Source organism: Serratia sp. NPDC078593 (assembly GCF_050268245.1).
Classification (GTDB): Bacteria; Pseudomonadota; Gammaproteobacteria; order Enterobacterales; family Enterobacteriaceae; genus JBNNGK01.
Map to the genome: position 1 here is coordinate 1 of NZ_JBNNGK010000034.1, position 12,457 is coordinate 12,457.

Consider the following 12,457-nt stretch of genomic DNA (forward strand, 5'->3'; position numbering starts at 1 on the left):
CGTCGCCACAGTGCCTGTGGCGGACTCAGTCCGGAACAATTTGAAAACCAGAATCTCGCTTAGGGCCGTGTCCACATTACGCGGGTAGGATCAGAGTACATTAAAAAAGTACTAATGGCCGTGAATATCCATATCGCTGCCAGCACTCTTACAGGTGCAGGATATGCTTTAGCAGTCGCTACCAGCGTCCGTATTGGATTGAATCTGAGTATGCAACTCAGTGCACTTACGGGACGTGCAGCGGGTACGGCTGCTGGGTTTATGGCTACGTATGGCCTGGTTCAAAAAGCGGCGGACAGTGCCTATCGTCTAAATGTCCAATATCCAGCCTATTACTCTGCACTTTACATGCAACAACTGGAAATGATGTATTTCCTTATTGAACCGGTGTTCGAACGTGCGGGCGCACTTGAAGCTCAATGGTCGTCTGATTCCGGTATAGCTAACATCATCACCCGGATGATCCGATAACTATGATTCAATTACTAAAGAAGTTTCTACTGTGGCAACTCAGGTTTTTATCATCGCTGTACGGGCCAGTGATTCTCACGATTATTTTTGCACTACTTCAGGGCTATTTTTTTCCTGATAGTCCAGTTTGGCCTATAGGCGTATTCGCCATAGTTATGATTGTTATTTTTACGCGTTACTGTAAATGGTGAAACGTTGGAAACCTAATATTTAATACTCACTGATAAGGAAATTACATGTCTACTCCCGCACATTTATGGCTTGAAGATGAAAATGGCTCTCCGATTATCGGTAGCTGTATAATGCCACTGCGTTTAGGCTCCATTGAGTTGAAATCATTCTCTCACGGCGTCACTATCCCCGTTGATTCTAACTGGGGAAAACTTACAGGCACACGTGTTCACCGCCCTATCACGATAGTGAAAGAATTTGATCAGACAACGCCACTCCTGTACCGCGCAGTTTGTGAAGGTCGAACCATGAAGAGGGCGACAATCAAGATGTATCGTATTCTGGAATCAGGCATCGAGGCCGAGTATTTCAATATCATTCTGGAAAACGTCAAGTTCACAACGGTTGCGCCATATCTGGCCCCTAACGGTATGAGTAGTACTCACCTTGAAACGCTCGAATTACGTTATGAGGCGATCACCTGGAAGTATACTGATGGAAATATCATCTATCGTGATTCGTGGAATGACCGTTGTTGTGCTTGATTAGAAGGACATCAGAGGAGGCAAATGTTTCCTCTGGTACTAACGAGAATTGTAGACTCATCACCAGGGTGATTCGATAACCATGATTAATCTTATTAAAAGGTTTTTCAGGCGGATATTCAGGTCATTGATTTCGATGTACGGACCTGCTTTATTGACACTTTTATTTGCAGTTGTCCTTTTTCAAATGTTCCCGGACAGCCCAATTTGGCTTATCCCCTTATTCTTTGTGTTTGTGATGATTATTTTATCGATATATGAAATTGTAAAGTTCAAACATTAGCATTATCTTGAATTTATTCATAAGGAAATATTATGTCTACACCCGCACACTTATGGCTTGAAGATAAAAATGGCTCTCCTATTATCGGTAGCTGCATAATGCCACTGCGTTTAGGCTCCATTGAGCTGAAATCATTGCCCCACGGTGTAGTGATTCCGGTGGATCCGTGCTGGGAAAACTTACAGGTAGGCGCGTTCCCTGCATGAAAGACCTTATGGCGTATGGAATGATTGAGGTTGTCAGCAATGGCTATAACACTTGCCCGTAGATTCGCAAAACTTGCCTTGTTTATTTTTTTAGTGTGGGGGCTTGCACATATTATTGATCCAGCTAGATTTATCAGCTTAGAAACGACACAGGATTTTGCTCGTTGGAAAGACGGCTCGGTGAATCAGGAGAATTTTGATGATCTGTGCGTGCTATTGTGGGTGATTGGGACATTCTTTTTCGCTTGGTTGACCTATACCGTCATCATGTTCTTAATTCGGAAAATGCGTTGCATCTAACGGTGTAAGCACATTATCACGCTATAGTTCGTTCGTTCCATGCATCGGAACAGTCAGCATAGAGCTAAGTTATTTTCTTGTACTGTAAGTTGACGTTTTCAACATGGCTCAGTGGGCGAGAGTTGGTGTACTGCGCAGGGCGATCAACATGAGCAGCGTCAGTTTTTTCATCGTTAAGCTTCCTTATCTTATTCAGTGAATGATTAACCCAACCATTAGGGCACTATGTGTGTGAGTTAATTAAAGCACAAGGATCTTAAGGGGGTCTTAAGCCGATTCATTGAAAGAATAAAAATTTGCCCCATCTGTATGAAGACACTGTGTGATAACAAGGAAGCGGCCGTGAAGGTATCCCCGATTTATTCTCCTGATGACTATGATCATCATGGCATATTGCGTTTGCCGCTGTGGTTTTGGGGCGTGTTGATATTGCAGGCCCGCACTTGGCTGCTGTTTATCATAGCGGGTGCATCGCGCCAACAGGGCGAAAGCCTGTTGCAACTGTTTTACCCCGATCCGCAACGTTTTTGGTACGGTATTTTGCTTGGTTTACCTGCGGCCCTGGCGTTTTTGTTGAGCGGGCGGCGTGCGACGTGGGCGCGCTTGTGGCGGGCGTGGCGCTGGGTGTTGATGGCGTCATTGTTGGCTGCATTCGGTGGAACGTTACACGGCGTGTGGCAGCCAGACGGTAATGCCGTCGGGCTGGATATCATTTTGGCGTTGTTGGATGCGTTAGCGCTGAGCTATCTGTGGCTAAATGCACGGCTCAAGGCCTGCTTCGTGGTGGGTAATGGCCCAATATGATTCCGTAGGTTTGCGGCACTTTTCGCAATTTCTGTACTCCAAGCTCGCAACCGATAGCGGAGTGCGAACAGTTGTGAGAGTCTGAGTCGCAGAATCACGCTGATAAATTGAACTAGCCTATGTCATTGAAGTTAAGGAGTTATAAGATGAATATTCGCCCATTGTTATTGGGGCTGCCGCTGATACTGACCGGCTGTTCGACGATGTCTCATGTTTCATGGTCAAGCCTGTCGCCCTTCAACTGGTTCGGCGACAGCTTGGCGGTGAGCGGTAACGGCGTTGGGGGGATCAACGCGGGAACACCGATGTCGGAAAGCGCAGTGAACGACGGCCTGAATGGCGATTACCGTTTGCGCAGCGGCATGGGCACCAATAATGGCGATATCATTGCCTTTTATCAGGCAATGGATGGCGACGACATCAAGTTGGTCATCCGGGGTGAACCGAAAGGGCGTGTGCAGCGGGTAGAGGTAATGGATCAGAATGTTGCCACTGAATGGGGGAGCAAACTCGGTACGCCGTTTGGTGATTTGTATAGCAAAGCCTTTGGGTCATGTCAGCGTGCGAGCGGTGATGATGCCGGTAACGTCGAATGCGTTGCCAGCCAAAGTAAAAATGTCACTTATATCTTCACGGGTAAATGGGCTGGCCCACAAGAAATTATGCCGCCAGACGATACGTTGAAAAGTTGGACGGTTAGCAAAATTATCTGGCATGCCCAACCGCAATAATCCTCTTATCTGGTCTGCCATAACGGCGGAATGCCGATTTTCTTTGCGTTTGGGCAAGGTGATTCCGTTCGCGTAAGGTATGATATTTGCGTTTATAACTCCCAGATTATTGGCATGCCCGCCGAGTGTTCGCTCGATGAAGCAAGCGCGTTTATAAGCCCGAGGTTGAGGCGCGTTTATTGCCGATAACTACGCAGTTTCAAGTCATAAGGGGATCATGGACGCGTGCGCGAACCACCGTCAATCTCCAACAGAACGAGGATAACTACATGACACAGGTTCAGAGCGGCATCCTGCTGGAACACTGCCGTTTTGCCATTTTTATGGAAGCTGAGGTTCAGGGCGAATTTACCGATCTGCGTCACGGCTGTAAACAATTCTGTCAGACCTTAAGTGAGCTGCAACAGCAATTCCCCGATGCGCATTTGGGCGCAACGATCGCATTTGGCTATGACGTTTGGCACGATCTTTCCAATGGGCAAGGCGCCGCAGAGTTGAAACCGTTTACGCCATTAGGCAAAGGGTTGGCGCCGGCCACACAGCGCGACATGCTGATCCATATCCAATCCCTGCGTCATGATGTTAACTTTACGCTGGCTCAGGCGGCGTTGGCGGCCTTCGGCAGTGTTATCAAGATTGAAGAAGAAACCCATGGGTTCCGTTGGGTGGAAGAGCGTGATCTCAGTGGCTTTATTGATGGTACTGAGAACCCACAAGGTGAGCAGCGTTCGGCGGTGGCGGTGATCGGCCAAGGCGAGCAGGACGAAGGCGGCAGTTATGTGATGGTACAGCGTTATGAGCATAACTTGCGTCAGTGGTCGCGCTTTACCACCGAACAGCAAGAGCAGATCATCGGGCGTACAAAACATGATAGCGAAGAGTTGCCGCCGGAAGCACGGCCGGATACGTCGCACGTTAGCCGGGTTGATCTGAAAGAAGACGGCAACGGCTTGAAAATCTTACGCCAAAGCCTGCCTTACGGCACGGCCAGCGGTAAGCATGGCCTGTATTTTATTGCCTATTGCGCGCGTTTACACAACATTGAAAAACAACTGCTTAGCATGTTCGGTGAACTGGATGGCAAGCATGATGCCATGTTGCGGTTTACTCGCCCGGTAACCGGCAGCTATTACTTTGCACCTTCTCTCACCCGCTTGATGTCACTGTAATCTGTCTCTGCGGGGCTGCATTCGTTGGCCCCGCTGTTTGGCTTCCCCTCTAAGACACCGCCCTGTTCCTGCCTTATAGCATTTGATGCTTGAAAATCACTAAACGGTATATAAAAGCGTTACAGATCTGCACCAAGTTATAAATACACTAGGCTGTGTCCCGCTGTTGCGCGTGTGCCTCACGATGGGTGAATGCACGGCGCAACGAGGCGTGACCGTAAGTGTTCGGCGATGCCAACGAGTGGCGAGCCGGCCTTTTATCTTCAGGGCAATAGTCCGGCAGATTGACACAGTTAGCTAAGGTGCAGAATGAAACAAACACGGGTTAAAAATCTCATGCTGAAAGGGTGGCTGGCGGCAGCGTTGCTGGCTAGCGGTACCGTTTCGGCCACCGAATTGCTCAATAGCTCTTACGACGTATCCCGTGAATTGTTTACCGCGCTGAATCCTGGGTTCGAACAGCAGTGGAATCAACAGCATCCAAACGACAAACTAACCATTAAGCAGTCACACGCAGGCTCTTCCAAACAGGCGTTGGCGATTCTGCAAGGGTTACGTGCCGATGTCGTTACCTACAACCAAGTATCTGACGTGCAGATTTTGCACGATCGTGGTCGACTGATCCCGGCTGATTGGCAAGCACGCTTGCCGAATAACAGTTCGCCATTCTATTCCACCATGGCGTTTTTGGTACGCAAGGGCAACCCAAAAGGTATTCACGACTGGAGTGACCTGGTTCGTGACGATGTGAAACTGGTGTTCCCAAATCCAAAAACATCCGGTAATGGCCGTTATACCTATTTAGCTGCCTGGGGTGCCGCCAACCTGGCTGACGGCAATGATCCGGCGAAAACCCGTGCGTTCATGACCCGGTTCCTGAAAAACGTTGAGGTGTTCGATACCGGCGGCCGTGGTGCGACGACCACTTTCGTCGAGCGTGGGTTGGGTGATGTGCTGATCAGTTTTGAATCAGAGGTCAACAATATCCGTAAACAGTATGGCGAAGACAAGTATCAAGTGATTGTGCCGCCGGTAGATATTCTGGCGGAGTTTCCGGTGGCATGGGTCGATAAAAACGTCGAGCGTAACGGCAGCGCGCAGGCGGCCAAAGAGTATCTGAATTATCTCTATAGTCCTGCGGCGCAGAACACTATTACCAGTTTTTATTATCGCGTCTATGACCAGCAAGCGATGGATGCCGCCAAAGATAAGTTCCCTGACACCAAGCTGTTCCGGGTGGAAGAGCAGTTTGGCGATTGGCCGCAGGTAATGAAAACGCACTTTGCCAGCGGCGGCGAATTAGAGCAGTTATTAGCAGCAGGGCATAAGTAATGTTGTCGTTGTCGAGCAAACGGGTACTACCAGGGTTTGGCCTGAGTCTGGGGAGCAGCCTGTTTTATACCTGCCTGATTTTGCTGTTGCCGATGAGCGCGCTGGTGATGCAACTGGCACAAATGAGTCTGGCGCAGTATTGGGCGGTGATTTCAAATCCGCAGGTGGTGGCGGCATATAAAGTTACGCTATTAGCGGCCGCGGTCGCCAGCCTGTTTAATGCGTTATTCGGCATGCTGATGGCGTGGATCCTGACCCGCTATCGCTTTCCTGGCCGCACGTTGTTAGATGGCCTGATCGATCTGCCTTTCGCTTTGCCGACAGCGGTTGCGGGCCTGACGCTGGCGGGCTTGTTTTCTACCACCGGTTGGTATGGTCAATGGTTAGCGCACTTCGACATCAAGGTGACGTTTACCTGGTTGGGGATCGCCGTAGCAATGGCGTTCACCAGCCTGCCGTTTGTGGTGCGAACAGTGCAACCGGTGCTCGAAGAGTTAGGGCCAGAATACGAAGAGGCCGCCGAAACGCTGGGGGCAAGCCGTTGGCAAAGTTTCCGCCGCGTGGTGTTACCTGAGGTCGCGCCAGCGCTGCTGGCCGGTACGGCGATCTCCTTTACCCGCAGTCTGGGGGAGTTTGGTGCGGTGATCTTTATCGCAGGCAATATTGCGTGGCAAACCGAAGTCACCTCCTTAATGATTTTTGTGCGTCTGCAGGAGTTTGATTACCCGGCAGCGAGTGCCATTGCTTCGGTCATTTTAGCGGCGTCATTACTGCTGTTGTTTAGCATTAACACACTACAAAGCCGGTTTGGCAAGCGCATCGGGGGGCACTAATGGCTGATATTTCTGCCTTCAATGGCGTAGAGCGCCCGCGCGTAAACTGGGGCAAATGGGTACTGATCACTATCGGCGTGCTGTTTTCGCTGTTGATCTTGGTGATCCCAATGGTTTCGATCTTTGCCAACGCCCTCTCACAAGGCGTTGGTGAAATGTGGCGCAATCTGCTTGAACCCGACATGCTGCACGCCATTTGGCTAACGGTGCTGATCGCGCTGATTACCGTGCCGGTGAACCTGATTTTCGGCACCTTGTTGGCTTGGCTGGTGACGCGTTTTACCTTTCGCGGTCGTCAACTGTTGCTGACGCTGATTGATATTCCGTTTGCCGTATCTCCGGTGGTCGCGGGGCTGATATACCTCCTGTTCTACGGGAGTAATGGCCTGCTGGGGAGCTGGCTGGATGAGCACGACATCCAACTGATGTTCTCCTGGCCGGGGATGGTGCTGGTGACGGTGTTTGTCACCTGTCCGTTTGTGGTCCGTGAGCTGGTGCCGCTCATGCTGAGCCAAGGCAGCCAAGAAGATGAGGCGGCGATCTTATTGGGCGCTTCAGGTTGGCAGATGTTCCGGCGCGTGACGCTGCCAAACATTCGCTGGGCGCTGTTGTATGGCGTGGTGCTGACCAATGCCCGTGCCATCGGTGAGTTTGGTGCGGTGTCGGTGGTGTCCGGTTCGATTCGCGGTGAAACCTACAGTTTGCCGCTACAGGTAGAGTTACTGCAGCAGGATTATAACACCGTCGGCTCTTTCACCGCCGCCGCGCTGTTAACCGTGATGGCAATTGTCACATTATTCTTAAAAAGCGCTCTGCAATGGCGTCTGGAACGCCAGAACGCACGTCTTGAGCGGGAGGGAAATCATGAGCATTGAGATTAACCACATCAACAAATATTTCGGTCGTACTAAAGTATTGAACGACATCTCGCTCGATATCCCTTCTGGTGAGATGGTCGCGTTGCTGGGGCCGTCTGGGTCGGGGAAAACCACGCTGTTGCGGATTATTGCCGGGCTAGAGGCGCAGAGCGGCGGTAAGTTGGGCTTCCACGGTACCGACGTCAGCCGCGTTCACGCCCGTGACCGTCGCGTGGGCTTTGTGTTCCAGCATTATGCGCTGTTCCGCCACATGACGGTATTTGACAACATTGCCTTTGGCCTGACGGTATTGCCACGCCGTGAGCGGCCTAATGCGGCAGCCATCAAGCAGAAGGTTGAACAATTGTTGGATATGGTGCAGTTGGCGCATCTGGCTAACCGCTATCCGTCACAACTGTCCGGTGGCCAGAAGCAGCGTGTGGCGTTGGCGCGTGCGCTGGCGGTGGAACCGCAAATTCTGTTGCTGGACGAACCTTTTGGTGCGCTTGATGCGCAGGTGCGTAAAGAATTACGTCGTTGGTTACGCCAATTACATGAAGAGTTGAAATTTACCAGCGTGTTCGTGACGCACGATCAGGAAGAGGCGATGGAAGTCGCCGATCGCATCGTTGTGATGAGCCAAGGTAATATCGAACAAGTGGGTTCGCCTATCGAGATTATGCATGAACCTGCCAGCCGTTTCGTGCTGGAGTTTATGGGCGAAGTTAACCGTTTGAACGGCGAAATTCGTGGTTCACAACTGTTTGTTGGTGCACATCAATGGCCGTTGGCATTTCAACCGATGCATCAGGGCAGCGTCGAGCTGTTCCTGCGTCCGTGGGAAATGGAAGTCAGTACGGAAAGCAGCGCCCGTTGCCCGCTGCCGGTTCAGGTGTTGGAAGTTACTCCACGCGGTCACTTCTGGCAGTTAACCGTTCAACCGATTGGCTGGCATCAAGATCCCATCAGTGTGGTACTGTCGGAAGGTCATCAACCCCCGGTGCGCGGCGGTCGCTACTATGTCGGCAGCCTCAATGCGCGTCTGTATGCTGGCGACCAACTGTTACAGCCTGTTGCATTAGCTAAAAGCGCCTGATAGTTTTTAGCGGCCAATAAATATTATTTCAAGGCAACCTTTGGGTTGCCTTGAGGTTGATGACAACATCGCCTGATGGCTCGAGACATTTGAGCCTAGCATAGCGAGGGACGCTCCACTGGCTTACGCCACGACGCTCCCATCGCTGTGCTCTTCCTAATAACTGGCATTGTCAACGGTCTGAGGCAACCTTTGGGTTGCCTTTTTATATTATGCACACCAATACACGGGCAAAAATTGTGACAACGCTGGAACACTACATCGGCAATACCCCACTGGTGAAATTACAACGCTTGGCGGCAGGGCTTGGCAGCGAAGTGTGGCTTAAGCTGGAAGGCAATAATCCGGCGGGTTCGGTCAAGGATCGTGCGGCACTGGCGATGATTAAGCAGGCTGAACTGCGCGGTGAGATTGCGCCTGGCGATACGCTCATCGAAGCGACCAGCGGCAATACGGGGATTGCACTGGCCATGATCGCGGCGGTGAAAGGTTATCGTCTGAAACTGCTGATGCCGGAAAACATGAGTATGGAACGGCAGGCTGCGATGCGTGCGTATGGTGCAGAGTTGATTCTGGTCAGCCGCGAGCTGGGTATGGAGGGGGCACGCGATCTGGCGCTGGAAATGCAACAGCAGGGACAGGGCAAAGTACTGGATCAATTTAATAACCCGGATAATCCTTACGCTCACTTTACCACCACCGGGCCGGAAATCTGGCGGCAGACAGAGCAGCGTATCACACACTTTGTTTCCAGCATGGGCACCACGGGCACGATTAGCGGTGTGGGGAGTTATTTGAAAAGCCAGAACGCCCAGATACAGATTATTGGCTTGCAGCCGGAAGAGGGGAGCCATATTCCCGGCATCCGTCGTTGGTCCCCGGGCTATCAGCCGGGGATTTATCGCCCAGACATGATCGATCAAGTGATGGATATGAGCCAACGTGAAGCAGAAACCACCCTGCGCCAATTAGCACAGGTCGAAGGCATCTTTTGTGGTGTCAGTTCTGGCGGGGCTGTCGCGGGGGCGTTGCGCATCGCGGCGGCTAATCCGGGAGCAGTGATCGTGGCAATTATCTGCGATCGCGGCGATCGTTACCTTTCAACCGGCGTTTTCAACTAACACGGTAATTTGTAGCCTGACGAATGATTTGACGTTTGCGCAGCGGCGGTATTTTACAGTGCCGGAGAGCCGCTGCTATCGAAGCAGCGTGATCGTTGTCATGCACATTCTGGTCGCGTCGTTTTTTGCCGTCACCTTTCCAAAACACAGGCGACATCCGCCAAAGCGCAGTGCTAACCTTCATTAATCCGATAATCTTGGCACTGCGCTGCCTTTCTCGCGGGGCGCGGTGTCATCACGCTGTTTTTAATCCCATCGGCCTAAACTTGTAAGGATTGAGTAAAAGAGGCTGCGAGAGGCGCCCATAGGCGTGAGAATAGCGCAAATCAGTAAAGGAGTGACGAATGGAGATTTTATTGGTCGATGACGATCTGGAACTGGGCACGATGCTGAGTGAATACCTGCGTGCAGAAGGTTTTAACGCCAGCCTGGTTCTCACCGGTAAGGCTGGCGTAGAAGGGGCGCTGTCAGGCGACTATAGCGCGATGATCCTCGATATTATGCTGCCTGATATGAGTGGCATCGAGGTGTTGCGCGAGGTGCGTAAAAAGAGTCGCCTGCCGATCATTATGCTTACCGCCAAGGGTGACAATATTGACCGGGTGATTGGTTTGGAAATGGGCGCCGACGATTACGTGCCAAAACCGTGCTATCCGCGCGAACTGGTGGCACGGCTGCGTGCGGTACTGCGCCGTTTTGAAGAACAACCGGAGCCAGTTGATAAAAACGTGGCGCTGGTTCTCAGTGATATGAGGCTTGATCCGTCGACGCGCATCAGTGAATGGCGTGGGCAACGTATCGATCTGACCGCTTCAGAGTTTAACTTGTTGGAGTTGCTGTTGCGTGCGCCGGAGCGGGTGGTATCGAAAGATGAGCTGTCTGAGCAGGGCTTAGGGCGGTCACGTGAAGCTTACGATCGCAGTGTTGACGTGCACATTAGCAATATTCGTCAAAAACTGGCTGCCTTGCCGGGTAATACGCTCAGCATTGAGACGGTGCGCAGTATTGGCTATCGCATTAGGTCATGATGATGCGTGGACGATTATTTTGGAAAATTCTGCTCGGATATTGGTTGGTTTTCATCATCATGATGCAGGCGCTGTGGATTTCCTTTGCCGTGTATGGCAACCGTGAACCGCCTGAAAGCTCATTAGCACGGCGTTTAGTTAATCTGCAAATGACGTCGGCGGCCTCTGTTTTGCAAAGTGGCGGTATGCCAGCGCTGAACGCGATGATAGCGGACTGGCCGGTTGAGAATCGTCGTTTTTTGACGGTGACACCTGCGGAGGTAGCACCCAGCTCAATGCCAAACGGGCAGGCTTTGGGGGGAATGCCGAAACATATGATCCGCTGGGTACAAGGCGCTGATAGGCAAGGTTATTTGCTAAGCTACGACGTCGATGGTCTGCGTTCGCAATACCGCATGAACAGACGCTGGCATATTTTTCACATACCGACGCCAATGGTGTGGATGGGCGGATTGGGCGGGTTGCTGTTCAGCGCGTTGCTGGCATGGAATCTGACGCGGCCGATGCGCCAATTACGTGGAAGTTTTGAACGGGTAGCGCAGGGCGATCTCACCGTTCGCTTGTTCCCAACGATGCGACGGCGTCATGACGAACTTTCAGACGTGGCACATGATTTTGATGCGATGGTCGAACGGCTGGATGTCTTGGTCAGCGCCCGTGAACAGCTATTGCATGACGTTTCCCATGAGTTGCGATCGCCCTTGGCGCGCTTGCAATTGGCGATTGGTTTGGCGAGGCAGAATGCGAGCAACGTTGAGAGCGCGTTACAGCGCATTGAGCACGAAGCGGAGCGGTTGGACAAAATGATTGGTGAGCTGCTGGCGTTGTCGCGTGCTGAAAACAGCACATTGCCGGACGAAGAGTATTTTGACCTGCATGGGCTGGTTGTCGCGGTTGTTAACGATGCGCGCTATGAAGCCCAACTGCCTGAGGTGAATATCGTCCTGCAGGCCAATCCCCACGAAGAATACACCGTAAAAGGCAATGCTGAACTGATGCGTCGTGCGATAGATAATATCGTGCGTAATGCCCTACGCTTTTCCAGCCGTGGGCAGTGTGTCACGGTTACACTGACGCGTATCGACAATCAATGTCAAATCGTGGTCAGCGATCAAGGGCCTGGCGTAGAAGCCGCGAAACTTTCCAGCATTTTTGATCCGTTTGTGCGGATGAAATCAGCAAAATCCGGCAAGGGTTACGGGTTAGGGTTGGCGATTGCGCGTAAGGTAGTGCTGGCACACGGTGGGCAAATCGAAGTGCGTAATGGTGAATCAAGTGGCTTGGTGATCACCCTGCGTGTACCCCGCTGGCATTAACCATAGGGGAATATTGCTTTAGGGTTAAGCTTTACTACGCTTATTGGCTAGAAATAAATACTTATGGCGTTATCGTCGCTCAATTGCGTTCGATAGCGCTTTTTTGTGCGCAGAAAACCCCCAGCTAGGCTGGGGGTTCAGTAAAGCTTTCAGCTTTGAGCCAGTTATAAAAACCCCTTTTGATTTGTTAAAAC

Annotated in this window: 12 protein-coding genes and 2 pseudogenes; all 14 read left to right on the top strand. The window is 51.5% G+C overall.

What is annotated here, in order from left to right; translation table 11 throughout:
* Window positions 1–93 precede the first annotated feature (93 nt).
* Window positions 94–471: pseudogene (locus ACQKDS_RS19790) on the top strand (hypothetical protein); the annotation flags it as partial.
* A 236-nt stretch (window positions 472–707) separates the two neighbouring features.
* On the top strand, window positions 708–1,187 hold the full coding sequence (locus ACQKDS_RS19795; RefSeq protein ID WP_399673920.1) for an Hcp family type VI secretion system effector: 480 nt from the start codon (window positions 708–710) through the stop codon (window positions 1,185–1,187).
* A 315-nt stretch (window positions 1,188–1,502) separates the two neighbouring features.
* Window positions 1,503–1,666 (top strand): annotated as a pseudogene (locus tag ACQKDS_RS19800) (type VI secretion system tube protein Hcp); the annotation flags it as partial.
* 49 nt (window positions 1,667–1,715) lie between these two features.
* Window positions 1,716–1,976 carry a hypothetical protein gene (locus ACQKDS_RS19805; RefSeq protein WP_399673918.1) on the top strand — a complete coding sequence of 87 codons (261 nt, stop codon included), beginning with the start codon at window positions 1,716–1,718 and terminating at the stop codon, window positions 1,974–1,976.
* Window positions 1,977–2,285: 309 nt separating this feature from the next.
* Window positions 2,286–2,780, top strand: a complete 495-nt coding sequence (locus ACQKDS_RS19810) for a DUF2919 domain-containing protein (protein WP_399673916.1) — start codon at window positions 2,286–2,288, stop codon at window positions 2,778–2,780.
* 146 nt (window positions 2,781–2,926) lie between these two features.
* Complete coding sequence (locus ACQKDS_RS19815) at window positions 2,927–3,511, top strand: RpoE-regulated lipoprotein (RefSeq protein WP_399673914.1); 585 nt, start codon at window positions 2,927–2,929, stop codon at window positions 3,509–3,511.
* Between the two features lie 269 nt (window positions 3,512–3,780).
* Window positions 3,781–4,680: a Dyp-type peroxidase gene (locus ACQKDS_RS19820; RefSeq protein ID WP_399673912.1), complete on the top strand. Its 900-nt coding sequence runs from the start codon at window positions 3,781–3,783 to the stop codon at window positions 4,678–4,680.
* 309 nt (window positions 4,681–4,989) lie between these two features.
* Window positions 4,990–6,012: a sulfate ABC transporter substrate-binding protein gene (locus tag ACQKDS_RS19825; RefSeq protein WP_399673910.1), complete on the top strand. Its 1,023-nt coding sequence runs from the start codon at window positions 4,990–4,992 to the stop codon at window positions 6,010–6,012.
* The gene (cysT, locus tag ACQKDS_RS19830; RefSeq protein WP_399673908.1) at window positions 6,012–6,845 is read left to right on the top strand and encodes a sulfate/thiosulfate ABC transporter permease CysT; all 834 of its coding nucleotides are present in this window, start codon (window positions 6,012–6,014) and stop codon (window positions 6,843–6,845) included. The genes ACQKDS_RS19825 and cysT overlap by 1 nt, the downstream gene beginning before the upstream one ends.
* A complete protein-coding gene (gene cysW / locus ACQKDS_RS19835; protein ID WP_399673906.1) occupies window positions 6,845–7,720 on the top strand; it encodes a sulfate/thiosulfate ABC transporter permease CysW in 876 nt (291 codons plus the stop codon). The genes cysT and cysW overlap by 1 nt, the downstream gene beginning before the upstream one ends.
* Complete coding sequence (gene cysA / locus ACQKDS_RS19840; RefSeq protein ID WP_399673904.1) at window positions 7,710–8,798, top strand: sulfate/thiosulfate ABC transporter ATP-binding protein CysA; 1,089 nt, start codon at window positions 7,710–7,712, stop codon at window positions 8,796–8,798. The genes cysW and cysA overlap by 11 nt, the downstream gene beginning before the upstream one ends.
* 239 nt (window positions 8,799–9,037) lie before the next feature.
* Complete coding sequence (gene cysM, locus ACQKDS_RS19845; RefSeq protein ID WP_399673902.1) at window positions 9,038–9,919, top strand: cysteine synthase CysM; 882 nt, start codon at window positions 9,038–9,040, stop codon at window positions 9,917–9,919.
* Between the two features lie 344 nt (window positions 9,920–10,263).
* Window positions 10,264–10,947, top strand: a complete 684-nt coding sequence (locus ACQKDS_RS19850) for a response regulator transcription factor (RefSeq protein WP_399673900.1) — start codon at window positions 10,264–10,266, stop codon at window positions 10,945–10,947.
* A gap of 2 nt (window positions 10,948–10,949) precedes the next feature.
* The gene (locus ACQKDS_RS19855) at window positions 10,950–12,263 is read left to right on the top strand and encodes an ATP-binding protein (protein ID WP_399673922.1); all 1,314 of its coding nucleotides are present in this window, start codon (window positions 10,950–10,952) and stop codon (window positions 12,261–12,263) included.
* Window positions 12,264–12,457: the final 194 nt, after the last annotated feature.